This is a genomic window from Neobacillus sp. SRL179 (genome assembly GCF_984799095.1).
In genome coordinates this window covers 1,833,423-1,857,704 of the sequence record NZ_OZ481792.1, presented here as the reverse complement: position 1 = coordinate 1,857,704, position 24,282 = coordinate 1,833,423, and the positions used below count along the sequence as shown (strand labels likewise).

General features: G+C 38.0%; 25 protein-coding genes and 1 pseudogene. 6 read left to right on the top strand and 20 right to left on the bottom strand.

From position 1 onward, the window contains the following. Positions 1-81: 81 nt before the first annotated feature. On the bottom strand, positions 82-714 hold the full coding sequence (locus tag AC4E8C_RS09210; RefSeq protein WP_490212513.1) for a DUF4352 domain-containing protein: 633 nt from the start codon (positions 712-714) through the stop codon (positions 82-84). A gap of 259 nt (positions 715-973) precedes the next feature. Between AC4E8C_RS09210 and AC4E8C_RS09205 the strand changes: the two genes are divergently transcribed. The 3 genes and pseudogenes from AC4E8C_RS09205 to AC4E8C_RS09195 all read left to right on the top strand — a co-directional run. Continuing rightward, on the top strand, positions 974-1,537 hold the full coding sequence (locus tag AC4E8C_RS09205; RefSeq protein WP_490211806.1) for a dihydrofolate reductase family protein: 564 nt from the start codon (positions 974-976) through the stop codon (positions 1,535-1,537). Between the two features lie 54 nt (positions 1,538-1,591). After that, positions 1,592-1,762, top strand: a complete 171-nt coding sequence (locus AC4E8C_RS09200) for a hypothetical protein (protein WP_490211805.1) — start codon at positions 1,592-1,594, stop codon at positions 1,760-1,762. Between the two features lie 18 nt (positions 1,763-1,780). After that, positions 1,781-2,002, top strand: a pseudogene (locus AC4E8C_RS09195) (thioredoxin family protein); the annotation flags it as partial. A 217-nt stretch (positions 2,003-2,219) separates the two neighbouring features. Here the strand turns inward: AC4E8C_RS09195 and AC4E8C_RS09190 are convergent. Both AC4E8C_RS09190 and AC4E8C_RS09185 read right to left on the bottom strand, forming a co-directional pair. Beyond that, entirely contained in the window at positions 2,220-3,122 is a 903-nt protein-coding gene (locus AC4E8C_RS09190) for an oxidoreductase (protein WP_490211804.1), read from the bottom strand. A gap of 186 nt (positions 3,123-3,308) precedes the next feature. Continuing rightward, positions 3,309-4,205: a diacylglycerol/lipid kinase family protein gene (locus AC4E8C_RS09185; protein ID WP_490211803.1), complete on the bottom strand. Its 897-nt coding sequence runs from the start codon at positions 4,203-4,205 to the stop codon at positions 3,309-3,311. A gap of 157 nt (positions 4,206-4,362) precedes the next feature. Here AC4E8C_RS09185 and AC4E8C_RS09180 point away from each other — a divergent pair, with 157 nt between their 5' ends. Beyond that, positions 4,363-4,581 (top strand): hypothetical protein, encoded by a 219-nt coding sequence (locus AC4E8C_RS09180; RefSeq protein ID WP_490211802.1) that lies wholly within the window; start codon positions 4,363-4,365, stop codon positions 4,579-4,581. Positions 4,582-4,639: 58 nt separating this feature from the next. Here the strand turns inward: AC4E8C_RS09180 and AC4E8C_RS09175 are convergent, their stop codons facing one another. The 9 genes from AC4E8C_RS09175 to AC4E8C_RS09135 all read right to left on the bottom strand — a co-directional run bounded on the left by AC4E8C_RS09175 (position 4,640) and on the right by AC4E8C_RS09135 (position 13,553). Then, positions 4,640-5,014, bottom strand: a complete 375-nt coding sequence (locus AC4E8C_RS09175) for a hypothetical protein (RefSeq protein ID WP_490211801.1) — start codon at positions 5,012-5,014, stop codon at positions 4,640-4,642. Further along, positions 5,011-6,513, bottom strand: a complete 1,503-nt coding sequence (locus AC4E8C_RS09170; RefSeq protein ID WP_490211800.1) for an FTR1 family iron permease — start codon at positions 6,511-6,513, stop codon at positions 5,011-5,013. The genes AC4E8C_RS09175 and AC4E8C_RS09170 overlap by 4 nt, the downstream gene beginning before the upstream one ends. Before the next feature lie 153 nt (positions 6,514-6,666). Further along, positions 6,667-7,158 (bottom strand): DUF6803 family protein, encoded by a 492-nt coding sequence (locus AC4E8C_RS09165; RefSeq protein ID WP_490211799.1) that lies wholly within the window; start codon positions 7,156-7,158, stop codon positions 6,667-6,669. A gap of 568 nt (positions 7,159-7,726) precedes the next feature. After that, on the bottom strand, positions 7,727-8,491 hold the full coding sequence (locus AC4E8C_RS09160; protein WP_490211798.1) for an ABC transporter permease: 765 nt from the start codon (positions 8,489-8,491) through the stop codon (positions 7,727-7,729). 18 nt (positions 8,492-8,509) lie between these two features. Continuing rightward, positions 8,510-9,298 (bottom strand): ABC transporter ATP-binding protein, encoded by a 789-nt coding sequence (locus AC4E8C_RS09155; protein WP_490211797.1) that lies wholly within the window; start codon positions 9,296-9,298, stop codon positions 8,510-8,512. Between the two features lie 22 nt (positions 9,299-9,320). After that, positions 9,321-10,370, bottom strand: a complete 1,050-nt coding sequence (locus tag AC4E8C_RS09150; RefSeq protein WP_490211796.1) for an ABC transporter substrate-binding protein — start codon at positions 10,368-10,370, stop codon at positions 9,321-9,323. Between the two features lie 28 nt (positions 10,371-10,398). Continuing rightward, positions 10,399-11,577, bottom strand: a complete 1,179-nt coding sequence (locus AC4E8C_RS09145; protein WP_490211795.1) for a CaiB/BaiF CoA transferase family protein — start codon at positions 11,575-11,577, stop codon at positions 10,399-10,401. Positions 11,578-11,588: 11 nt separating this feature from the next. After that, complete coding sequence (locus AC4E8C_RS09140) at positions 11,589-12,356, bottom strand: enoyl-CoA hydratase/isomerase family protein (RefSeq protein ID WP_490211794.1); 768 nt, start codon at positions 12,354-12,356, stop codon at positions 11,589-11,591. A gap of 12 nt (positions 12,357-12,368) precedes the next feature. Further along, positions 12,369-13,553, bottom strand: a complete 1,185-nt coding sequence (locus AC4E8C_RS09135) for a CaiB/BaiF CoA transferase family protein (protein WP_490211793.1) — start codon at positions 13,551-13,553, stop codon at positions 12,369-12,371. 257 nt (positions 13,554-13,810) lie between these two features. Here AC4E8C_RS09135 and AC4E8C_RS09130 point away from each other — a divergent pair, with 257 nt between their 5' ends. Then, positions 13,811-15,667, top strand: a complete 1,857-nt coding sequence (locus tag AC4E8C_RS09130) for a sigma 54-interacting transcriptional regulator (RefSeq protein WP_490211792.1) — start codon at positions 13,811-13,813, stop codon at positions 15,665-15,667. Between the two features lie 326 nt (positions 15,668-15,993). Here the strand turns inward: AC4E8C_RS09130 and AC4E8C_RS09125 are convergent, their stop codons facing one another. The 3 genes from AC4E8C_RS09125 to AC4E8C_RS09115 form a co-directional block, all read right to left on the bottom strand. Then, positions 15,994-16,410, bottom strand: coding sequence for a cupin domain-containing protein (locus AC4E8C_RS09125; protein ID WP_490211791.1), 417 nt, complete (start codon positions 16,408-16,410; stop codon positions 15,994-15,996). Positions 16,411-16,497: 87 nt separating this feature from the next. After that, positions 16,498-17,361, bottom strand: a complete 864-nt coding sequence (locus AC4E8C_RS09120) for an aldo/keto reductase (protein ID WP_490211790.1) — start codon at positions 17,359-17,361, stop codon at positions 16,498-16,500. Positions 17,362-17,454: 93 nt separating this feature from the next. Then, positions 17,455-18,210: a carboxymuconolactone decarboxylase family protein gene (locus AC4E8C_RS09115; RefSeq protein WP_490211789.1), complete on the bottom strand. Its 756-nt coding sequence runs from the start codon at positions 18,208-18,210 to the stop codon at positions 17,455-17,457. A gap of 208 nt (positions 18,211-18,418) precedes the next feature. Between AC4E8C_RS09115 and AC4E8C_RS09110 the strand changes: the two genes are divergently transcribed. Beyond that, positions 18,419-18,967 (top strand): TetR/AcrR family transcriptional regulator, encoded by a 549-nt coding sequence (locus AC4E8C_RS09110; protein WP_490211788.1) that lies wholly within the window; start codon positions 18,419-18,421, stop codon positions 18,965-18,967. Between the two features lie 101 nt (positions 18,968-19,068). On the opposite strand, the gene AC4E8C_RS09105 is transcribed toward AC4E8C_RS09110, so the two are convergent. The 5 genes from AC4E8C_RS09105 to AC4E8C_RS09085 all read right to left on the bottom strand — a co-directional run bounded on the left by AC4E8C_RS09105 (position 19,069) and on the right by AC4E8C_RS09085 (position 24,261). Then, on the bottom strand, positions 19,069-19,917 hold the full coding sequence (locus AC4E8C_RS09105; RefSeq protein ID WP_490211787.1) for an aldo/keto reductase: 849 nt from the start codon (positions 19,915-19,917) through the stop codon (positions 19,069-19,071). Positions 19,918-20,257: 340 nt separating this feature from the next. Beyond that, positions 20,258-21,049 carry a nitrilase-related carbon-nitrogen hydrolase gene (locus AC4E8C_RS09100; RefSeq protein WP_490211786.1) on the bottom strand — a complete coding sequence of 264 codons (792 nt, stop codon included), beginning with the start codon at positions 21,047-21,049 and terminating at the stop codon, positions 20,258-20,260. 92 nt (positions 21,050-21,141) lie between these two features. Further along, a complete protein-coding gene (locus AC4E8C_RS09095; protein ID WP_490211785.1) occupies positions 21,142-22,449 on the bottom strand; it encodes a purine-cytosine permease family protein in 1,308 nt (435 codons plus the stop codon). A gap of 196 nt (positions 22,450-22,645) precedes the next feature. Then, entirely contained in the window at positions 22,646-23,323 is a 678-nt protein-coding gene (locus tag AC4E8C_RS09090) for an AroM family protein (RefSeq protein WP_490211784.1), read from the bottom strand. Then, positions 23,320-24,261 carry a DUF1177 domain-containing protein gene (locus AC4E8C_RS09085; protein WP_490211782.1) on the bottom strand — a complete coding sequence of 314 codons (942 nt, stop codon included), beginning with the start codon at positions 24,259-24,261 and terminating at the stop codon, positions 23,320-23,322. The genes AC4E8C_RS09090 and AC4E8C_RS09085 overlap by 4 nt, the downstream gene beginning before the upstream one ends. Positions 24,262-24,282: the final 21 nt, after the last annotated feature.

The window sequence follows — 24,282 nt, the reverse complement described above, 5'->3', positions numbered from 1 at the left end:
TTCGACGAAGAAATGTGTCGGACCATTCCGTCATTTACTTTTTAGACTTATTACACAACAGTTATTATTTCATCATTTGAATTACTTAATTTGAACTTTTTTATCTCCAATTTGGATATACCATTTACCTTTAGCATATTGGTCTTTAGATATCTCATATACATCTGTGCCTGTTACAGTGATCCCTGGATTTAGGTCAGACATAATCTTTGAATTATCAATTCCAGTTTCTGTTGCATATGCAGCACTAGCATCCACATCCGGATCGTACTTAGTGCCTTTTTCATCGACTAAATTAATGGATGGATAATCAAACGCTCCAACAGGTTTGTCAGATACATTTTTCATTTTATATTGTACAGCCACAAGAGTCGCACCTTCTGAGGCTTTTTTACCGAGAAACTCTGGGTCTCCAATGACATCCTTTTCTTCGGATTTTGTGACTGTTACTTCCAGGTTATCGACTTTAACAACTTGCCCAACATTATAAACTGTTTCTTTTGCTCCTTGATTACTAGTGGAATCTTTAGCTGTATCATTTCCACCCGATAAAGCAGACCCAATAATACCTAATAAAATGATGGCTCCAATAAACGTCATGATCTTGTGTCTCATAAACCAGTTGCGTTGATCTTTACCACAATGAGGGCATTTTTTAACCCCTTTAGCTATTTCCTTACCACATGCTTTACATTTGACTAATTCAGCCATAATGAGATCCTCCTGTTTTGAAAAATCATCTTAGTTCAGACGTTGTTACAAATTAATGTAAGTTATCATATTGCTTTATAGTTTGAAGCAAAGATAGGATTTTATTCTTAAGCATTTCTTTATCAGGCTTTAGGCTTGAAATGAATAATGACAAAAAAATTGATCTCATTTTTTATATTGGATAACAAGTATTGTACAATTAAGAAGAATGCCAAAACTACTGTTCGCATTGAAGTCGGTTTGGTAAAAGGGAGGCAGAATAATGTCCAATAACGGAAGACCTAGGAGAATCATATTAGATTTGGCCGTTACCTTAGATGGTTTTATTGAGGGAAAAAACGGGGAAATTGATTGGTGCATTATGGACTCTGAAATGGGGTTTATTGATTTTTTAAATCAAATTGATACCATTTTTTATGGAAGAAAAAGCTACGATTTATGGGGACAATTTACTCCAGAAAATGAAGACTCTGATAAAGAAATTTGGGAATTAGTTCATAGTAAAGAAAAATATGTATTTTCCAGAACGAAAAAAGGGGCCAATAATAAAGCAATCTTCATCAATGATCATATTCTTGAAGAAGTAACTAAATTAAAGAGTAAGCCTGGTAAAGACATATGGTTATATGGCGGGGCAAGTCTTATAACATCTTTTATCAATTTAGGACTTGTTGATGAATTTAGACTATCTGTTCACCCTGTTATCTTGGGAGAAGGAAAACCGTTGTTTATGGATATAAAACAGAGGATGAATTTAAAATTGGTTAATTCAAGAACGTATTCTTCAGGCGTTGTGCAACTAATTTATCATATGAGTGGTACATAATAATCTAGTGCCTATTAAAGATAAAATGAAATAAATATCATAAGGTTGTACTTGGTGGTAATTGTCATTTTCTCAACGAGTGCTTTAGTTGAGGATGAACTAGAACACCGTAATAAGGAAACGAATGGGGTGGGAAATATAAAAGACTTACATTCAATCAAAGAGGTAGAACATTTCGTAAATGATCACCAGCTTAGTTTTATCTATGTGTTAAAACAGAGTTGAAGCGTTTGTCACGCTTTACTCCCTCAGGTTGAGGAAGTTTTAAATGAGTTTAGTCAAATTCATTTTGGGATTATTGATGCAGGTGAGGTACCAAAAATAGCCGGACACTTTGGAATTTTCACTGTCCCGGTTCTCCTCTTGTTTGTCGATGGAAAAGAATCCTTGAGAGGAGCACGAATGGTCCATCTAGATCTCTTTCAAGAGAAAGTAAAAAGAATTTATGAGTCTGTGCTAAATTAAAATACTTAAACCTTCACTTGTGTTTTTAAATTTGTTTTACGGTGTGAGGCAACGCTTATTGTAATTCGTGCGTTGCCTTTATAACTTTATTTTCGCAACTAGTTCTTCTAATAGATTGGACAAGTGGAGTAACGAGCTGTGAACCTGTATCTTAATCGGTACCCAAGTTGTCATTTGGTACAGTTAGAAAAAAGTGCTCATGATTATGGTTTTAGTCTCAGGAACCCGTAAAATCGTAGCTTACCCCCGTTAACATTTCGGAAACATCCCATAATTTTTTCATCGTTTCCGAATTATATACACCTGTTGCAGGTGTTTCTAACGCTGGGTTGCCTTTGCGGTTTCCCCTTCCGTCTGGACCTATATATTCCCCGCCATTTAGGCTCGTTTCCGTTGCAGCATAGATTGTTGGAAGTGCGCCCATTTCAGCAGGCTGTAAAAATAACTTCATTAATGCTTTTAAATACCCAGGAGCATCTTTCTTACCTAGTTTAAAAAGGTTGGTGGAAGAAATGCCTGGGTGACAAGCGATACTTTTTGTCTCAATTTTGTATTGCTTTAATCGGTTATCCAATTCTTTAGCAAACAACAAATTTGCCAACTTGCTTTGACCGTAGAATTTCATAGCTTTGTAGCCTTTGGTGCCGTCCAAGTTATCAAAAAATATTGCAGCTCCTCTGTGGGCAATACTGCTAAGTGTCACAACACGAGAATGGGGTGTTTTCTTTAGTACCGGCAGCAATAAACCTGTTAAAGCAAAATGGCCTAAATGGTTAGTGCCAAATTGTATTTCAAAGCCATCTTTCGTTTTTTGATATGGCGGACCCATAATGCCTGCGTTATTGATTAAAAAATCTAAGGATTCAAACCGGCTGCAAAAATTTTGCACAAAATTTCTTATGCTGCTTAAATCAGCTAAATTAAGGTCCATTACCTCTACGGAACCCATTGGATTTTCCTTTAAAATGGTTTCTTTGGCCATTTGCCCTTTCTGCTCACTTCGAACTGCTAAAATGACTTCTGCCCCCCTGTGAACGAGAACCTTAGCAGCCTCTAAGCCAATCCCACTATTCGCTCCGGTAATAACGGCTCTTTTACCCGTCAAATCTTGTTCCAGCATTTCGAACACCTCCAACAAATTTTACTGATTTCATTATACATCAATGTGATTTAACGAAACCTACCTTTCATCTATTAGAAGTTGCAAATAAGTATCTAACTTACAAAAGCTGCATTCCTCATCAAGTGGAATGCAGCTTACTTGTTAATTTTGAAATTTTTTTATTAAAATCGGTTAATCTGCCGATTATGACGAAATCGGTTTTAACATCTGAACATGATGTTTGAGAACGGTAATATGACTAGGTGTCTTGGTATACACTTCGCCATCCATATCGGCGTCCATTTCCTTTTCTGTAGAAATGGAGATGGACTTCCCAGTGTAATGGATGATTTCCTGACTTAGCTCATTCGATTGAACCGTAATATCTGTCGTGAAAAGTTCTTTCAACAGCGCCAAATTTGTATGTTTGATAATAAATAGGTCCGCGAGTCCATCATTATACGTAATCGCTTTAAATGGCAGCATATTGGTTCCTATGTAATTCCCATTGGCTGCAATCATCAATAGCGCCTCTCCTTCAAGTCTCTCCCCATCTATATCTAATGTATAGGTAAAGGGATCCATATTTTTCATGGTCCTGATTGCACTGAGAAAATAACTAATCTTCCCTAAATGGTCTTTTTCCGTTTGTCTAATATGATTGGAAGTTTCTGCGATTAGACCGGTGCCCCAAAAGTTTAAAGAGTATTGTTCGTCCACTTTGAGAACATCCACAGGTATACTTTCCCCATGAATGATTTGGTCCGCAGCGCTAGCAATATCCTGGTCAATCAGTAAGGTCCTTGAAAAATCATTACAGGTACCGGCAGGAAGTATCCCAATGACAGGACGATGATCCAGGGTGGACAATCCATTAATACATTCATGGACAGTACCGTCTCCGCCAAGGATAATCACCAAATCAACATCCGCCCCATGAAGCTGACATAGCTCTTTTGCATGGCCGATTTTTTGTGTTGGTACAATCATTAAATTTGAAATATGGGAGGACAATATGGGGACGGCGCCCCCTAGAGCCTGTTTAATATCCTTTTTCCCAGCATTTCCGTTATAAATTAATAAAGCACGTTCGAACCGCATATCAATCACTTCCTAATTAGCATCTTTTTGCTTATATACCCTATCCTCGTGCTACCTTCACCGCCAAATTCTAGTAATCTAAAATTCTTAGGCAATAGGGTACGTTTATTTCCCCATATACAGGGTAAAAAAAGACAAAAGAATGAGGAGTGATTGGATGGAAACGAAAAAGAATAGCGAAAGTTACAAAACTGGTAAAATGGATCATCCTGAACAATATGAAACAACCAATGAAAGCTTATTTGATAAATTTGAAAGTGAAAGAACGGTAGATCCCATTCCGATGGAAGACCTAAATGAAGAAAAACAAGAGGAAAAACATAAGAGGGAAACCAAGAATACTTCTTCTAGTGAAAAAAAGTATGGTGGTGTATAATCTCAGTCTAATCTAAAAAAAGAGACTTTTGAAAGTCTCCTTTTTTATGTTTATATATCTATTTAATTTTCTCATCCAATTCTTTCAACGCACCTGTAAGTTGGTCGTTTAAGGTACCTAATGCTTCTTTATCAAGTGTTGCTGCATCTGATCCAGCTATTGTTGGATCTAAGTATTTTTCAATTTTCTCATATAAATCTTTGTTATCCTTTTTAACATCGTCTTCAAAGGAAGACCATTGATCTTCTAGTTTTGGGCCAACTTCCTTTACCTTTGCTTGGTCTTCATTATCAATAGCTTTTGATAACTGTTCCGTTGTATCTAACATTTCATTTACACCTTCAGACACTTTATTATCAGCGGAACTACAACCCCCTAATACTAATGCACTTCCAAAACCGATAGCTAAGACCATTGCTGTTAACTTTTTCATGATAATTTCCTACTTTCCATCTTATGATTGTTCACCGCAATAAGTTTTTTGTTTTTAGATCTTTTGAATAAAAGTATCATAACTGCACCAAGAACTAGTATTATTTGAGGAATGGTACTTTCCCATGATGGATAGACCGCAAAAAAGTCTATGCTTGGAATGCTTTGGGAATTGGTCGTCTGAATTAATCCAGCTAATTGAAGACTGTGAATCCCCATTCCTGTAAACTTAATACAGAGGTAAAATACGATAATGCTAGATACCGTAAAGAATGGGCGCAGTGGCAATTTCAATCCTACATAAATCATCAAATAGGCTAAGATTCCAAGAATGGCTGCTCCAATGAGGAAACCAATTAATAATGACTGAAGTTTTATTTGACTGGCCATTCCAATATAAAACAATACGGTTTCCGTCCCTTCCCGAAACACTGCAAGAAACGCAAGAACCCCTAACGAAACAAGTTTACCTGTTGTCAAAGCTGTTTGGCTTTTTTCACGAATATATCGATTCCAATCGGCGATATTGGATTGACTATGAAGCCAATAGCTCATATATAATAACATTACTGCAGCAAATACCCCTGTCCATCCGCCAATTAGGGCATTATTATTACCAAACGCTCCTGATGAAATAACAAATTTTACAATGAGTGCAAGTATTACACTAACGCCTAAACCCGATAAAACCCCAGTCCAAATCCAACCTTTTCCCTTACCTTCTCCTGATTTCTTTACAAAAGACAGAAGAGCAATGACTACTAGTAAAGCTTCTAAACCTTCACGAATTAGGATCATTGCTGCATCCCAATAGGTGTACTTGGATTTTCCAGCTAAAGGAGTCAGGTAATTAACCATGTTATCGATAGTTTTATTAGCTTCCTTAAAATCTGGCGGACTTCCTGCAAGCATAGCTTGAACGGTAACCAAATCTCTTTCAGAATCACTATAAACGGAGGCTGATTGTGCAACCACTACTCCTTCTACGCTTAACCAGCTGCTACTTGCCTTTTTAATGCCTTCAAGTGCTTGAGTTTGATTTTGCTCTTTAACTTCCTTTTTTGTTTCTTGAAGAAGGAAGATAAAATCATCTAAAGAAATCTCTTCTTTCTTAAAACCACCTTCTTTTGGGTATCCACCACTTGCAACTTTTTCATTTACAGCCTGTAAATCTTGTAAAGCCTGTAAAACTTGGTCTTGTTTTTTAAGAGTAAAAGCATAAACTACCCTTCCCATATTCGACTCAATATCTCGGTAAGCAGTAGCTGAGTCAGCTTTTATTCCTTCTTCAATTTGTCTCCAGGTTTTGTTAAATTCCTCATAAGACTTTTGAGCATTCGAAAGGTTCCCTTTAGAAGCAAAATCGATGGCTTGATCAATTGATTCTTCAGCTTTCTTCATTTCCTCTTTGGAACTTCCAACTGCTAGTACAGGTTTTTGTATGCCAAGTCCAAATATTAATACAATAATAGATAATATAAACAACAGATTTTTTTTCATAAGGTTCCCCCTGTTGAAGTCAATCAATTGATAATGAATTTCAATATCACTTATATTTATCATTGTATTTTGATTGATAACAATTGTCAATTAGAGATTTTTTTAATTATTAAAAAAAGCCGTTCACACGAACGACTTTTTTGCACATTCTATTTACATATTATGTCCCATCGTTGGCATGTCAGAAACGATGGTTGGATCAATCATTCCTGCTATCATGGCTATGTGGGCGGTAATTAGGAACATACCCACGAAGAACACGTGAACTTTTAGTTTTTCTTCTTCAGATCTATTTTTATAGAGAATATTTAAATCCAAAAGTGCCATGCCAAGCAATGGGACTACTCCTAATAAGTAAAACCCTACTGCCACTACATCGATCCAGCCATGCCATTCGCCTTTTGAGGTTATCGGAATAACAGCATTAAATAATAAGTAGAAGAAAATGCCAGTAAAATAAATCCCAGCAAAAATAGATGTAATTTTGTTCACCAATCTTAAGGTACCATTTAGGTTTCGCGTAAACAAAATGGCTAATTCAGTTATAGCAAGTGTTTCCGCACATATAACCGGAATAGCCATAAAAATAATCAGATTCCATGGCTGATTATCGGCTAGTAAGCCCATATAATGTGTCATGTTCATCGTTTGTTTCCTCCTACATCGTCTTTGTTTTGATACAGCTAGATTGTATGAATAAGATATAAAGATGCGATGAAGAATCTGTGACGGAACCATGACATTATCTCTAGGAACCCGACTATTTGGATAAGCCCCCAGTGATATTTCCATTATTAATTTGCCTGAAATTACCCGGTGAGTCTTGTTCCCCATAAATGTTCTAGAAGAGACAAAAATTTCACTTTTCCCTGATGCTAATGGTCCATACTGGAACTCACAGTGGAACATTCGTCATTTAACTAACAAAGGAAAATCGTTTAATATTGAGACAGGCGGTACGGAAGCAAATGGAAAGGTTACTCAAAAGGCTATATAAAATATCTCGAACAAGGACTGTATTCCATATCTAGATCCAACCTTAAGGAAGTGCAGTATAAGTTATTGAAATAATATCAAAAAGCCGCACTAGTGAACATTCCTATGCGGCTATTAAAACTCATATGCTTCAATCATATCACATATTCGAATTTGAACTAACTAGTCCATAAACTATAAAAATTACCTCTAAAATTCATTTTAAATTATATTTATGTTACTCTTTGCGCCACTTAAGCAAATTCTTTTCCATTCTTTCCATAATAGAAGTTAGTAACATTGCCAATAAAGCTAAAATCAACAGAACAGTAAACACCCCGGTGGTATCAAAAGCTCCAGCAGCACGTGCAAGGACAAATCCTAATCCATATTGTGCAGCTAGCATTTCCCCGACGACGGCTCCTACCAGGGACATCGCAAGCCCTATTTTCATTCCCGAGAAGATCCAAGGCACACACCATGGCAGTATTACTTTTCTTACGATAAGGCTATTACTTCCCCCCATTGTTCGAACGTTATTAACCAGATCCTTATCCACACTTCTTACTCCGGAGTAAGTATTATAAAACAAGATGAAAAAGACGATGGAGATTGATAAGATAACTTTGGACATGATTCCAATTCCAAACCACATAATAAATAAAGGTGCCAAGGCCACCCTTGGCAGACTATATATAGCCGTCAAAAATGGCTCAAGGGCTGTATAAAGCCACTTCCATCTGTAAACTACGAAAGCAAATCCTACCCCTAATACGGTACCAAGAAGAAAACCCAGCAAAGTCTCAACCATGGTAACAGAAGTATGCAACCATAACTCTGAAGTAAGTACATACTCTATAAACTTCTTGACAATTGAAACTGGGCTGCCAATCCAAAACTCTGTTGTCAAGCCCATCCAGAGAACACCTTGCCAACAAATTACTATGAGGAATAAAGCGACTCCCCTTAAGCCCCATATTTCTACAAACTCCTTCTTTGGCATGAGTGTCTTTTCCCCCCCTTAAATAACTATTTGCAAGCTTTTTCGTACTTCCTCTTTAAGACCGCCCCAAATATCCATAAATAATTGATTGAATTTTGCATTATTCATGGCATGTTCCAGCATCCTGGGTCTTGGTAAATCAACTGGAGTAATGGTTTGTACTCGCCCAGGCTTTGCCGATAACAGTACTATCCGATCGGAGAGGGTGATGGACTCCTGTAAATCATGGGTAACAAAAATAACCGTCTTCCTCTCCTTTTCCCAAATCTTTAAGAATTCCTCCTGTATTACTAACTTGGTTTGGGCATCTAAAGCACCAAATGGCTCATCCATTAGCAAGACTTCCGGATTCTGAGCAAGAAGCCTTGCTAACTGAACCCTTTTTCTCATTCCTCCAGAAAGTTCCTTTGGAAAATGATGTTCAAACCCTTGCAGACCAACCATCTCTAGATAATGGAGAGCAATCTCTCGTTTTGCACCTCTTTGGATTTCAAGTGGTAACATAACATTATCCAAAATTGTTAGCCATGGAAGCAAGGTATCCTTTTGAAACATGTACCCAAACTTAGGGTGTATTCCCTTTACTATCTCGCCATCTACATAGATCGTCCCATCGCTAGGATTAATTAGACCAGCTACAATATTGAGTAAGGTAGATTTGCCACAGCCGCTTGCTCCAATTAAGCTGCAGAACTCCCCTTCAAAAATATCTAAATCAATATTTTCGAGGACAGAATGGGATTTGCCCACCCCATTCTGTGCCTCGAAAGTCTTTCCAATCCCTCGAATCGATATTTTAACCTTCAATTCATTCCCTCCAATATTAATATTATTCTGACTCCTTCCATTCCTTATCAAATTCAACAGCCGTAATATCTTTATGTGATAGGTTTTTTGTTACTTCACCTGAAGTTTTCATTGCTTGAATGATATTTTCACTCATATTCTCAGTAATCGCAGCGTGATACATTCCTTTTTCCTTTTCCATAATTGATTGGAGTAGTTTTTCATCAAAATCTTTAAATAGCTTTTTGGCTGAATCTACACCAAGTTGGGGATCCTCACGCATCGCTTTTTGTGCTTTTGCTATTGCTCGAACGACCCTTCGAGTTAACTCTTCATTATTCTGAAGGTATTTATCAGTTGCTTGTAAAGTAGGGAAACTCATGGTTTGTACAGATTTGGGTCCTTCACCATTACGTAAATCTACTACGGATTCAGATATTTCTTTCAAAATTCCCATTGATGTTGCAGGCTCAGCACCCATGCTTGCGTCTACGGCCTTGGACTCCATGGCTGCCATCCCGCTGGTTATTCCTCCTGTTGCTACTATCGATACATCTTTTTCCGGATCCAAACCAGCGTCTCTAAGCAGAGCCCTTAATGCTTGATCCAATCCACCCCCCAAACGTGTTACCCCAATTTTCTTCCCTTTCAAGGCTTTAACATCACCAGGCTTTATGTCTAAGTCAGGTCTGGCGACCAGGGTAAAGGCTAATTTATTTTGCAAGGACATTACATTTTTAGCAGTCATCCCTTTTTCAGCTAGTACTGCTGGACGCTCGGATAATGAACCTCCGAAATCAATACTGCCACCTAACATGGCAGATGTTACTTCTGCTCCACCTTGGAATTCTACAAATTCGGCTTTTACTCCTTCCTCTTCAAAGAAACCGGCTTCTTGTGCCACATAAACAGGAAGAAACAAAAAGGATGGAGTGACCCCAATCTTTACAGTTAACACCTTCTCAGGCTTTGATGATTCAGTTGCTTTCTCCTTATTTGAGGACTGAGTTGTAGCACATCCTGATAAAATTAAAACAATAGCCACCAACCAAAAGGTAACCGCTTTCATTTTGACTAATTGCTTACGTATCATTCACCATTCCCCCTAAAAATGTATTTGACTAGATAATCTGTTGATTCCTGTATTCTTGAATCTCATCATCTAGATATCCTAACTCTTTAAGAATAAATTCTGTATGTTGGCCTAAAAGCGGGGGGTGTGTCACGTCCTGACATACTGTATCTGATAACTTAATTGGATTGGCCGCCATCTTCACTACCCCAGCCTCCGGATGCTCAATTTCCATTATCATATTACGACTAAGTACTTGCGGATGGGTGACAACTTGATTAATTGACTGGATAGGCCCACTAGGAATGCCTGCTTCTTCCAAAAGAATATGCCAATCTTCCGTTGTCTTTTGTAAAAATACTGGTTTGAAAATTTTTTGAAGTTCCTTCCAGTTACTTGTACGATCGGCATTTGTCATGAATCTGTCATTATTAATCTTTTCAATATTTAGTAGTTTACAAAACTTTTTCCACATTGAGTCATTGCCTATAGCTACAATGATATATCCGTTTGATGTAGAAAATGAACAAAAGGGTGTTATCGAAGGATGTCTGTTGCCAATAGGACTTGGTACTTCACCACCCACAAAGTAACGAGATATAGCATTTTCTAGGATGGCAACTTGACTATCGAGCATAGAAATATCCACATGCTGTCCTTCACTCCCCTTCGAGATAGAAGCGAGGGCGCCTAAAGTACCGATAGCAGCAAATAAACCAGCAGTGATATCCCCGATAGAAGCTCCTGCTTTCATCGGAGTCCCTCCTTCCTCGCCTGTGATACTCATCATTCCTCCTAAAGCCTGCACAATAATGTCATAAGCAGGTTTTTGACTAAAAGGACCTGTGTGTCCAAATCCAGAGACCGTTGTATAGACTAGTCCAGGGTTTAATTCTTTTAACACTTCAAAAGGGTAGCCTAGTTTTTCCATTGTACCCGGCCTAAAATTTTCTACTAAAACGTCTGCCTTCTTAACAAGTTTCTCGAAAATCTGCTTTCCCTCATCGGTCTTCAGGTTCAAGGTCATACTTTGTTTATTACGGTTTATACTCATAAAGTAAGCGCTATGCCCATTTTGAAATGGTCCATATCCACGGGAATCATCTCCCGTCCCAGGTACTTCAATCTTAATGACCCTTGCCCCCAAATCCCCTAGAACCATCGTGCAATATGGTCCAGCAAGCACTCTTGTTAGATCCAATACCAAACAACCTTCCAATGACTTCATGATTATCCTCCTTACCAATCCCGCTCTGCAGTCTTTCTCTTCTTAGAAAAGGAAGAGAAGGTCTCGCGTTGGCTTGTGTGTGTCTTTAAGTAAATTGTTGCTTCACCCTCAACCTGCTTTCGGGCTTCCTTGGTCAACCCAACAACATGATTGAGGACTTCCTTTGCCTTCAACACGGGTTGGACTGTATTTTTTAAAATACTTTCTGCATACCTATAGGTAACCGCCTCTAATTCTGTGTCATCAACAAGCTGGTTTAAGAGACCAATTCGGTACGCCTCTTCGGCTTCAACGATACTTGAAGCAAAGAGAAGTTCCTTTGCTTTTGACAGAGAAACAATTGTTGAAAGGGTTGCAGCGCTTAAAACAATACCATATGAAGCCCCTGGAAAGCGGAACTTTGCTTGAGAACTGCCAAAACGAATGTCACAAACACTAGCTAATTCTGCCCCTCCTCCAAAGGCAAAGCCATTGATCATGGCGATGACTGGCGCGGGAAATTGTTCAACAGCAGTTAGCATTTGTGAAAATCTGGTCATATAATTCTCGTATTCACTGTTTTCCATTTTTTCTACTGCAGTAGTATCTGCTCCTACTGTGAATGACCTCCCATTCCCAGTTAGAATGAGTACTCTGCAATCCTCATTTTTTTCAATCAACTCTAAGGCATCCAAAACCTCTTCTGCTAATGTGAAGTTAATTGCATTTAAAACCTTTGGTCTATTAAAAGTAATTTGATAAATACCATTTGTTTGTGTTACTTCAATTTCCTTATACATTTCTATCACTCCTTATATAACTAACTCCTCTTTTAATTGACGAATTTCTGCTTCACTATAGTGAAGTTCTTTCAAAATTTGCTCGTTATGCTGTCCAAGTAATGGAGCAGAAGTTTTGAATTGTGCTGGTGTCTTAGACATTTTTCCAGGGAAGCCCAACATTTTCATAACTCCTCCTCGTGGATGCTTTCCTTCTATAACCATCCCCCTGCTAATAATTTGTTCATTTTGCAGTGCTTCTTCATAGGTGTTAATTGGACCACAGGGAATCCCAACTGATTCTAACTTCTGTAACCAGATTTCAGAACTCTCTTTTGAAAGGATATTTTCAATCAGATGTTCAAGCTCGTTAACGTTTTGGACGCGATCCTTCCCCGTGATAAAGCGATGATCAGTAATCCATTCTTCTTTTTCTACAACATGCTTGCAAAACAATTCCCACAGCTTCTGATTTGCAGCGCCTACAAGGATGTAACCATTTTTGGTTCGAAAGCCTTGATAGGGAGCAATCAATCTATGTCGTGTACCATTTGGTTCTGCTACCTGCCCATTACTAAATAACGCAGCTGCTTCCCATACTGTCCAAGCTAATCCGGATTCTACTAGGGAAATATCGATGTACTGTCCATCCCCTGATTTCAATTTATAAATATAAGCAAGAAGAATATGATAAAGAGCAGTTACAGCTGCAGCAGTATCATGTAAAGCAATACCCACTTTGACTGGTCTTCCGTCTGGCTCACCTGTCATGCTCAAAATTCCTGACATCCCCTGAGCCATAATGTCATACCCTCCCTTCTGGCTATAAGGTCCGGTCTGACCATATCCCGAAATGGAACAATAGATTAATTGAGGGTTTCGTTTCTTTAGTGTTTCATAATCAACTCCTAGTTTCTTTGCTACTCCTGGACGAAAATTCTCAACGAAGACATCTGCTGTCTCCACCAACCTATAAATAATCTCCCTTCCTTTCTCCATGGTTAGATTAACTTTTATTCCTTTTTTATTTCGATTCAACATGTTGAAACCGTAGTTGTCCTTATCGTCAATGCTGCCCATTCTTCTTGTGTCATCACCATTTGGAAACTTCTCTACTTTGATGACTTCTGCCCCCATATCACCAAGCACCATCGTACAATAAGGTCCGGATAAAACCTGAGTTAAATCAATAACCTTTAAACCTGAAAGTGGCTGCACTTCTACCCCTCCTTTTCATAACCAATGATTGCTAAATTGATGCCCCAAATAACACTATCAGTTGAATGTTTTGGAGCTTAATAATGTTAAATGCAATTTCTGTGCCAATTCCTTAACCCAAGTATTTATAGCTTTCCTATAATTGTTATTCTGCAAAGTTGTTTCAATTGAAACAATAAATGTTTAATATGTTTCAAAATATTCAAAATTATGTTATTATTCAACCAATAATATTAAGAATGGAGATTGTTGCATAAATGCTGCCAAAAATTGTTTTACTTGGTTACACAGTCTTTTCTGATTTAGCAAAAAGGGTAATTGAAGGTTTTGATATTCCAACATGGGTAGAGTATGAAATCAGAGAAATCCCTTCACATTTACTAGCAGTTGATTCCGTCCAACACTTACAGTCGGACTTTGAGCCTGCTACTATCGTCATTAGCGGGGATCGAAGTGCTCTAGCGCTAAAGAAATCCTTAAAAAATTTGGTCATCCCAGTTAAAGTAACTGGTTATGAAGTCTTAAAATCAATAAAGGAGTTAGGTTCGAGGGATGTAGTAGTGGTTAATTTTCAAGAAAATATGAAAGAACTCTCCCAGGTATCAAATTTACTTAACGTTCGAATCACTCAATATTCATTCAGAAATAAAGAAGAGGGATATGCTATATTGGAGAAAATCCAGAATAAAGGTTACAGTCATGTAATTGGCGGTAGCTGGATTTGCGCAATGGCACCAAACTATGGATTGAACGGAGTATCTTATTATTCCAATCTTTCAATGAGGGCTGCCTTTCAGGATGCTTTAAATATTTTAATGGCTTATCGAAATGAACTGGAGCAAGCAGTTCTGTTTAAAACAATCGTCGACATGAATCGTAATGGGGTCATTTCCACGGACCGAGACCTTCGTGTTAATGTAATGAGTATGGCTGGAGAAAAATTACTTGGTATGAAACGAACGCAAGTTATCGGAAAGACATTGCACGAGGTCATACCCACACTTGTCAATGAAGAGGATGAAGCCCAATATAATATCATTTTTGAACATAAGCAAAAAAAACTTGTTGCAGATATCGCTCCCGTCATATTAAACGGAGAGAAGATGGGATATATTCTTGCATTAAATGATGTAGACCAGGTGCAAGAGACAGAAAGAAGGATTCGCAAAAAAATTTCACAAAAGCAACTGGTAGCCAATTATTCATTTGACGATATCATTGGGACTTCCCCTCTTATGCAGGAAGCGATTCAAAAAGCTAAAAAATATAGTAAAAGCAACTCTTCTATTCTCATCCATGGTGAGTCCGGAACAGGAAAGGAACTTTTTGCACAAAGCATACATAGGGATAGCCACCGAAGTACTTATCCCTTTGTTGCGGTAAACTGTGCAGCACTTCCTGAGAGTCTTTTGGATAGTGAACTGTTTGGTTATGAAGAAGGAGCCTTTACAGGGGCACGGAAAGGTGGAAAGCCGGGACTTTTTGAGATGGCACACCAGGGGACCATTTTTTTAGATGAAATCAGTGAACTTCCCCTCCATCTTCAATCAAGGCTTTTGCGTGTTCTCCAAGAGAAGGAAATAATGCGAATTGGCGGTGATCAAGTCATCCCAATAGATATAAGGATTATCGCAGCCTCCAATAAAAATCTAATGGAAGCTGTAAAAAAGGGTATATTCAGAGAGGATTTATATTTTCGAATTAATGTTTTGCAGCTATTCATTCCACCTTTACGGAACCGGAAAGAAGATATTTCCTTATTATTTAAGTATTTTATCAATAATGAAGTTCATCTTTTGAAAATTCTTACACAGGATCAGCTTGAATGTTTACAGTATCATTCCTGGCCGGGCAACGTGAGAGAATTAGAGAATGTTGCTGAACGTTTTACTGTTTTAATTAAAGGAGAAAAAATTACCCAGAACTCTATCCAAAGTCTTCTTCAACAAGCCCTTTATCCCGAATATGAAAGACCTGCTGAAGATAAAGAACTGACGGAATCACAACTAATTCAACAAGCATTAGACAAATTTAGCGGAAATAGAAATATGGCCGCAAAGTTTTTAGGAATCAGTAGAACAACACTTTGGAGGAAAATTAACGAAACACAATAGGGGCAATTTTTATTATTGCCCCTTCTAATTAATCAAAGATGGTTATTTATGTGGCAGAATATTTTATTTCACAGCTTACTTACCACATTTTGCAATGTGCTTCATTTTTACAGTACAGGTGCAGTATATTTTATCGTAGTATAATGGAAGTAAATTTGTACTCAAGGAATTGGCTATCCCCCTCTTTTAATAAAGTCTTCCTATTTGGAAAGGGAATCTACTTTATAAGAATGGTATTATGGGTGGGGAATGCCTTTGCAGATATCCCCACTCTCTTTTTTTATTAGTCTTAGTTATCAACCATAACCTTTTGCGCACCGATGTATTCAATCTGCGTTTACTTTGTTATATTCCTCATCTGATACTGGTTCCAACCATTCAGGCGTACCTGCAGTGATTGCTATGTGCTCAAACCAACTGTCTTTTGCAGCACCATGCCAGTGTTTTACACCATCATGGGTGACAATGACATCACCAGCTTTTAAGAATTGAGCAGGTTTTCCATCTTCTTGGTACCAACCTTCGCCACCAGTTACTAATAAAATTTGAAATCCATCACGATGGATATGCCAGTTATTTCGACATCCTGGTTCGAAGGTCACATTCCCAACACCGACATTCACTTTAGGATCAGCAACTAATCCTTTAAGATAACTCTGTCCCACGAAAAATTGGGCATATGCTTCATTCTTCTCGCCCACTGGGAAAATAACGCCATTTTTTACTTCTTCATGTTTTGCCATTTGAATTCCTCCGGTAAACTATATTTTTAAAATTTGAACCAAACTTGAACGGTTGTGGATAATCATATCATTGTTCCAATTACCTGTTTATTTTAACTTACCGCCAAATACCGGGAAGAAGCTATGCTCACCATAATTCTGAAGGTGCTCTACATTTCTCAAAATCTCCATATCTGTATCTAGAATTACAAAATCAAGTTCTGCATTGTTTCTCATGTGGTCCGGATTTGCTGTCTTAGGAATGACGACAAGACCAAGCTGTAAGCAATAACGCAGGCAAAGCTGGGCAACAGATACTCCATACTTAACCGCTATTCCCTTTATCTCTGCATGATTGAGAACTGCACCGTGTGCAATGGGTGAATATGCTTCTACCAAAATGTCATTCTTCTGGCAGAAATCAATTAGTTCAAAAGGGGTATTGCTCACGTGTGCCAATACCTGATTTACCATAGGCTTGATCTCACAGTTCGCAAGAATATTCTCAACATCATCCTGAAGGAAGTTAGAAAGACCGATTGCCTTTACCTTGCCTGCCTTATAGGCATCCTCCATTGCTTTCCATGCTTCTTTGTTTTCCTCGAAGTAACGGTTCTCCTCACGGAATTCCATCCAAGGCTGTGGGCTGTGAATGATCAGAAGATCAATGTAAGCAAGTCCCAACTTTGCTAAAGACTCATCAATAGACCGTGCAGCTGCATCATAGGTCTTGGCTTCTGCAGCAACCTTTGTCGTAATGAAGAGTTCTTCTCTTGCAACACCGCACGAACGGATTGCTTCGCCGACACCAGCTTCATTCATATATGCCTGAGCAGTATCAATATGACGATATCCGATCGATATTGCATCACGCACGGCCTGTGCTGCCTGCGCATCGTCAAGCAGCCAAGTACCAAGACCTAATTTGGGAATTTCTACACCATTTGATAATTTGAAAGTTTCGTTAAACATACTTTTGTCTCCTTTTCTTATTCTTTCTTTTGTTCTTCATTCCTGCCAGATCAATGTTTTATACAATTATGTGGCATCCCCTATTCTACTTCCTTAATTTTCAGGAATAACTTCATTAACACAAGCTAATGCGTTCAGTGTTCTCGGGAAGCCCATATATGGGAGGCAGTGAGTGATGGCACTAATCAAGGTTTCCTTGTCATTGCCCACATTTTTGTTACCCGATACATGTGATTTTACTTGGCTTTCACAACCGCCAAGCGTACTGATTATACAAAGTGTTAACAATTCCCGTGTTTTCAAATCAAGTCCCTCGCGAGTATAGATATCTCCGAAGCAAAAAGCGGATAGATATTCCTGTATATGCTTTTGATTTGCTGGGGCACCCTCTTGCATTTTTGCAATCACATCACCAAAAATCTCTACCTGTACGGACAGTCCCTTCTCAAAGCGATTTTCTTCATCTACCGTTTTTTGGCTTTCTATTGGTAAAGCGATATTCTTTGCTTTGAAAACCTCGTTGACCCCATTGATAGCATTTAATGTTTTGGGAAATCCAATGTATGGAGCACACTGGTAAACAGCCTCTTTAATTTCTACGGGTGTCAGTCCAACGTTTAATGCAGCAATTACATGTGCTTTTAGCTGAGGCAACGTTTGGTTAGTAGTAAGTACAACCAAAGTGATAAGTTCACGTTGTTTATCATCCAGGTTTCCCTGATAGAAAACTTCTCCAAAAATAAAGCGGCTAAGGATGTCCTGAAAATCAGGATCGGTTGCGTATGCGGCAGGTACTCCATTTCCAAATAGCTGTTTGTATTTTTCCTCGCTCTTTTCCACACGGTCCATAAATAAGCCCCCTGTTTGAGTTTTTTTATTTTTCCTAAATTTTGTTAAAGGTGCTGCTTTCAAAATTAATATTGATTGATTAATCAACATCTGTTTATAATTATAAAAAAGCCCTTGATACTTTCAATGGTTAAATGAATTCAATTCGTTGATTACTCAACAAATCTAGTAAAATTGTTGATTATCTTTAGGAGAATGGTGAAATAAGATGTCTAAAGTAGATAGAAGAATAGCCAAAAGCCAAGCGGCAATAAAAAATGCAGTAACTGAATTGATGTCAGAAAAAAGCTTTGATGATATTACCATTCAGGATATTGCGGATAGAGCAGATGTGAATCGAGGAACCATTTATCTTCATTACACGGATAAATACGACCTTTTGGATAAGATGATTGAAGAACATATGGACAATCTCCGAGAATTATGCCAATCCGCAGCTGAGATGACGTTTGAAGAAGGAAATTATGTCTGGTACGAATACTTTGAGCAGCATTATTTATTTTTTTCAACGATGTTAGCAAGTAAAGGGGCACCCTCTTTCCGCAGTCGTTTTCTTGAGTTAGTCATTCAAGAGTTTAAACAAGAGGTGGTAATAACCGAGGGAAAAAATCAAGGATTAAGCGAAGAGGTTATTCTTCAGTTTTTTGGTTCAGCGGTCGTTGGCGCTGTAGAATGGTGGTTCAAGAATGGAATGCCGTTGCCGGCCCGTGATATGGCAGGACAAACGGGTGCATTGTTAGATAGGAACCTAGAATAGTTGAACAAACAATTTTAAAGAAATGAAATAACCTGAGTCTCCCATTCTAGTGGACTCAGGTTATTCTAGTTTTTATCTATTAAGAATCTCATTTTTACTAATTACCAGAGGGCAAGCCTTTGTTTTGATTGAGGTTTTCTGAAGACAGAGTCAATTTTAGAGAGCTCCAATTCATTTAAAGTAATATTGACAGAATCAGCATTTTCTTTCATATGCTGGGAATTTCCCGATTTCGGGATGGAAATAGTATGACCGTCCCGCATTGTCCAGGCCAATAAAATCTGAAAAATACTTGTTTGATGATGATTTGCGATTTCCTCCAAAATGGCTTTTTTCTTATGATTCAAATCCGAAACATTTCCTTTTAAAATGGGGGAATATGCTATAAGCGGCATATTCATGTTTTTCATAAATGGAATTAAATCATATTCTATCCCGCGGTCAGTAACATTATATTTTACTTGATTAGCCGCACAATTTTTTCCGAAAGGCAGTTCCAGTAGTCTTTTTAAGTCGTTTGTGTCAAAGTTTGAAACACCCCAAGCTTTAATTTTACCGATTTTTTTCATCTCTTCCATTGCCATAACCGTCTCTTCTATTGGAACACTGCCCTGCCAATGCAATAAATACAAATCGATCTGATCCACTTGAAGTCTCTTAAGTGTTTGATCCAAGCTTATTGGTAATTTATCTCTTGATGCATTCTCGGGTAGTACTTTTGAGATTAAAAATAGGTTTTCACGTGGGAAATTTTTAATTGTTTTTCCTACTAGAAGTTCCGATTTTCCATCTCCGTACATTTCCGCGGTGTCAATAACGTGAACCCCTTTATTTAGACCTAATGTTATTGCATCCATTTCCATTTTCTCAATTTGGGCATCATTGCCAATATTCCAAGTCCCCATTCCAAGAGGTGATACTTTCCTTCCAGCGATATCTACTAATTTCAAATCATCAGCCCCTATTCTGTCTGAATTATTTAATTCCCTCATGTATGCTTAAATTCCAGCAGTATTTCTTAATTTTAGAATCATTTCAATACTTATGCACTAAAAGAACTTTTTCATCTCGATTTTTTATAATTATAAATAGAAATACACTGCTTACAATCGTTAAATTCGCGCAATTTGTTGTTTACTCAACAAATCAATCTAAATTGTTGATTAAATAAAAAAACCGCATGAGTGAAATATCCACCCTTGCGGTTAAATAATTATTTTGTGAATTAAATGGTTTCGTGGGATTAGAGCCCACCAATCAATTACCATCATACACCAGCAGGAATCCAGATCACAAATTATATATGTCAGGTTTTAAATCCCGAAGAAATGGATTTCTTATTCTATATTCGTTTACCAATTCCAAATCAATTTCTTCAATTTGTAACTCTTCTTTATTCATATTACCTTCTAAAAGAATCTCTCCATTCGGATTTACAAGTTTATTATTCCCAAAGAGCTGTTTTCCAACACAATTGACAGAAGCAACGAAACAGGCATTTTCTAAGGCACGCGATTTAAAATAAATGTCCCACATATGTTTATCCCTATTAGGGAAGGCTGAGGGGCATAAAATTAGTTCTGCACCATTAAGTGCTAAAGTTCGGGAAACCTCCGGAAATCCCCCATCGTAGCAAATCATAACACCAATTCTACCAAAATCTAAATTAAATACAGGTATTTCAGTTCCCTCTTTGAAGAAAAACTTCTCCCCTGCCCATAGGTGAGTTTTATGATATACTCCATTCAATTCACCGTTTCGATTTATCACTACAGCACTATTATAAATCACTCCTGGTACTCCCCCATGAGTGGCTATTGGTGCCACAATGTTAATATTGTGCTGACGAGCCTGTTCCTGAAAAGTAGAAACAGTTCGCTCTGTTAATCCCTCTGCTAATTTATAATATTGATTTCCGATCAAATCTAGATCATAGCCTGTTGAAAATAATTCTGGAAACAAAATCAGGTCTGCCTTCTGTTCTGCAGCTTGTTTAATAAATTGAAGTGCTTTGGAAATGTTATATTCGACATCTGATATTTTGCTTTCAAATTGTACCAACGCTATTTTTATATTTCTCATCTTCCCTAGTCCCCTTTCACTCAAAGCGAACAGTGAAATATCAGTTACCTATAAGATGGTAAATCTTAAACAATAGTATCCAACTCACTTGGCTATGATTTCTGTCTTTTTTTCAAAAAGAGGACTCCACCTAGATAATAGATTAGACCAGATACAACCAATGAATTCAGTGATGTAATACCCCAATGTATAAATTGTCCGGCTAAAACACCACCAATCCATGCAACAATGCAAACAGGATTCCAGCGTTCTGTCACACTTGGCAGAACACCCTTCTGGCGCGATTCATCCAGTAAACTACGTTGGCGACGTAGTATGAAGTAATCAACAATCATAATGCTGGCAATTGGTGGAATGCATACACTTAACAAACTTAAAAATCCAATAAAGTGGTCCAAAATACCTAATGCTGAGAAAAGAACACCAAGTCCTCCAATGATTAAAGTGATTAGTTTTCTACTAGGTTTTTTTCCAGTGATAATCTCTACTGAGTTGATGACACCCAAAGTACTATTATAGAGATTCCAGTCATTAATTTTCACAGTAGATGCAATTAATATAATTGTGCCAATAATTCCACTGGTTGATAGAACTATGCTGATCACGTCTGCTGTTTTAATCGCATGTGCCAATAAAACACCAATTAAACCAACAGCGTACTCACCCAAGGTAATGCCAATTAAAGTTTGCCTGACAACATCACCAGCAGAACGATTGAATCGAGTCATATCTGGAGTTACTGCTCCACCGACTATAAACGCTCCAGCAACCAGTGTTGCGCCGGCTGTAATACTTAAATGAGGACCGGGGGCTGAACTGGCAATTAATTCTCCTAATGAATGTCCTGACAAAGCCTCCCCTATGGAATAAAAACAGACTATCAGGAATAAAGGAACCGTGATATAGGCTACTAGCCCCATCGAAGAAACACCGAAGTAAACAATGGCTATAACTAGGGCCCCCGAAATAATTGCCCATACCCAAAATGGCAGAACACCAATCATTTGTTCAAGACCTGAGGCAAATACTGCATTTTGCACCCCAAACCAGCCAACATTAGAAATCCCAATTATTAACCCAAGAATTGCAGAACCGAAATAACCAAACCCAGTCCAGCGAGATAATAGTGACGTCTGCAAACCTTCTTTCATGCCTATAATTCCCACTAAAATCATTACGGCTTCGAGCACAACTGCACCTAATGTAAGTGCCCAAAATGCGTCCCAAAAGGTCATTCCAAACCCTAAAGTTGCACCCAAAAGGAATTGAGATAACGCTGACATCTGCCCAAACCGAATTACGGTAATCGTCAGCCAGTGATATCGTTTTTCAAAAGGTACTCTTTCTGATGCAAAGTCGTCCCCTTTATCTTGCTTTGATCGATTCAAAGTTTCCGCCATGTAATTATCCCCCCGTATTGTTTAATCAAAAACGAGCTGTCCACGACTAGTATTTTTTGATTATCGAAATAAACGTCAAGATGTTCTACCCATATCCTCTCCAAGCAAGCAGTACCCTTTACCCCATCACTCACTCTATTAATTCTTTACCATTTAGATAACGTGCAGATCGACCATTTTCTAATTTACCGCCCTTCTACAATATAATTTCAGAAATGAGTTTAGCTATAATAGCATTAGAAAGAATTACAGGAGTTTTAGTAATTTCTTTCAATGAATTCCTCATTTCCTCCATATATCCCATGCAATCCATCAAGATAATCTCTACATTTTCTTTTTTCATTTGCTCAGCTGCCTCTTGCAAACGTTTATAATCAAAATCATAGGGAGATACTGAAGCACAAATTGGTTTGAGTGAGACATTTGACCATTTATCCGCCAAGTCCCTTTCTTGCTCTGCCAAAGGGACAATTAAACCAAACTTGCGATTTCCAACTAATGCGTTTACGGATGGTGGTATCACATGATCTGGTTCAATTAAACGTGCATTTTTTGTATAAAGGCCAGGAAAAACACCAGTACAAAGCAAAAGTATAAGCTCATACCCATTCTCTTCTAACTCGTTTATTTTTTGCTGTAAAATTGGGGTAATTTTTTTTCTCGACAAAACAACAGAGTCCTCAGATAATAAACGTGTTGTTAGTACATAATCATCTCTTTCTGGATAAAGTGACCTTTCGATGTATTCCTTCGTCATCCCATCTAACACACCCACTTGTTTTATTTCCACATGATTCCCAATATATTTTTCAAGAATGGGACTGACATCACTTCGAGGTGCCTGACCAATGGTTATGACTCCAAGTTTTTTCAAGAGATACTCACTCCCGACGTTTGTAAGTGTTTTAATGAACCATACAATGATACCAAGAGATTAAACTCTCTTCGATTAAAAAACTGCATTTTTCCATCCCCAAATAACTTGGCAACTTCTACAGAAAACCGAGCAGCTGCCTCTACATCTTGAAGCCTTGAAGAACCAGTTGCACACCCAGCAACAACAGCTCCAGCAGTAATTGCAATTCCTACAACTGGGGCTGAAGTCGCTATACACGGCTGCAAGATGCTATTTAAATGATAAATCCCATTTCCGTAGGGAGTAATATCTTGTGTAGTAATAGGTAGTACAACAGGCAGATTCCCTGTTACATTTTGTAAAACACCGAGAAGGTCTTCACTAACACGTAAAATATAGCCCTCTTTTACAGTTGGGGTAATAGCCACCCCCGTATGATTGACAATCCGATTTCCTTTAGTTGTATCAATAGAAAGGATGGCATCCATTTCTTTATCTACCTCGTACAGGTTCATCGTTTTAATATCAACAACTGAGTCCATAAATGGAACGGGCTCATGTGGTAATGTCGGTGCATCAGGATCTATGTGGGTACAAACAATAACATCTCCCTGGAGCTTATCCCCTTTTAAATTCATATCAACAATTTTCAATCCAGCAGAAAGTGCAGCTAATGCTCCATCGCCATCAGAAACAAAACTGACCATTTCAGGACGTGCTCCAATTCCACCTAAGCGACCAATAATACCAAGTGTAGGAGCGTTTCCACCTTTTCTTTTTCCATTTATACCTGGAATAACCAACTTGATAAAATCAGTGCTCCCTCGATCCTCTTTAACTGTTTCAATATCAACATTAGAGAAACCAGTACTTTCAAAGTGTTTTTTCACACTTCTTCCACTCGCATTAGGCCTATCCAACAGTTCAAATAATTCTAACACCTGTTTATTCAACATAAATTAACCTCCAACGTTTAA

Excerpts from the sequence above, each read along its gene's own strand:
- AC4E8C_RS09205 (WP_490211806.1), top strand. The coding sequence starts at position 974 with ATGTCCAATAACGGAAGACCTAGGAGAATCATATTAGATTTGGCCGTT.
- AC4E8C_RS09190 (WP_490211804.1), bottom strand. The coding sequence starts at position 3,122 with ATGCTGGAACAAGATTTGACGGGTAAAAGAGCCGTTATTACCGGAGCG.
- AC4E8C_RS09185 (WP_490211803.1), bottom strand. The coding sequence starts at position 4,205 with ATGCGGTTCGAACGTGCTTTATTAATTTATAACGGAAATGCTGGGAAA.
- AC4E8C_RS09180 (WP_490211802.1), top strand. The coding sequence starts at position 4,363 with ATGGAAACGAAAAAGAATAGCGAAAGTTACAAAACTGGTAAAATGGAT.
- AC4E8C_RS09175 (WP_490211801.1), bottom strand. The coding sequence starts at position 5,014 with ATGAAAAAGTTAACAGCAATGGTCTTAGCTATCGGTTTTGGAAGTGCA.
- AC4E8C_RS09170 (WP_490211800.1), bottom strand. The coding sequence starts at position 6,513 with ATGAAAAAAAATCTGTTGTTTATATTATCTATTATTGTATTAATATTT.
- AC4E8C_RS09165 (WP_490211799.1), bottom strand. The coding sequence starts at position 7,158 with ATGAACATGACACATTATATGGGCTTACTAGCCGATAATCAGCCATGG.
- AC4E8C_RS09160 (WP_490211798.1), bottom strand. The coding sequence starts at position 8,491 with ATGCCAAAGAAGGAGTTTGTAGAAATATGGGGCTTAAGGGGAGTCGCT.
- AC4E8C_RS09150 (WP_490211796.1), bottom strand. The coding sequence starts at position 10,370 with ATGATACGTAAGCAATTAGTCAAAATGAAAGCGGTTACCTTTTGGTTG.
- AC4E8C_RS09145 (WP_490211795.1), bottom strand. The coding sequence starts at position 11,577 with ATGAAGTCATTGGAAGGTTGTTTGGTATTGGATCTAACAAGAGTGCTT.
- AC4E8C_RS09140 (WP_490211794.1), bottom strand. The coding sequence starts at position 12,356 with ATGTATAAGGAAATTGAAGTAACACAAACAAATGGTATTTATCAAATT.
- AC4E8C_RS09130 (WP_490211792.1), top strand. The coding sequence starts at position 13,811 with ATGCTGCCAAAAATTGTTTTACTTGGTTACACAGTCTTTTCTGATTTA.
- AC4E8C_RS09125 (WP_490211791.1), bottom strand. The coding sequence starts at position 16,410 with ATGGCAAAACATGAAGAAGTAAAAAATGGCGTTATTTTCCCAGTGGGC.
- AC4E8C_RS09120 (WP_490211790.1), bottom strand. The coding sequence starts at position 17,361 with ATGTTTAACGAAACTTTCAAATTATCAAATGGTGTAGAAATTCCCAAA.
- AC4E8C_RS09115 (WP_490211789.1), bottom strand. The coding sequence starts at position 18,210 with ATGGACCGTGTGGAAAAGAGCGAGGAAAAATACAAACAGCTATTTGGA.
- AC4E8C_RS09110 (WP_490211788.1), top strand. The coding sequence starts at position 18,419 with ATGTCTAAAGTAGATAGAAGAATAGCCAAAAGCCAAGCGGCAATAAAA.
- AC4E8C_RS09100 (WP_490211786.1), bottom strand. The coding sequence starts at position 21,049 with ATGAGAAATATAAAAATAGCGTTGGTACAATTTGAAAGCAAAATATCA.
- AC4E8C_RS09095 (WP_490211785.1), bottom strand. The coding sequence starts at position 22,449 with ATGGCGGAAACTTTGAATCGATCAAAGCAAGATAAAGGGGACGACTTT.
- AC4E8C_RS09085 (WP_490211782.1), bottom strand. The coding sequence starts at position 24,261 with ATGTTGAATAAACAGGTGTTAGAATTATTTGAACTGTTGGATAGGCCT.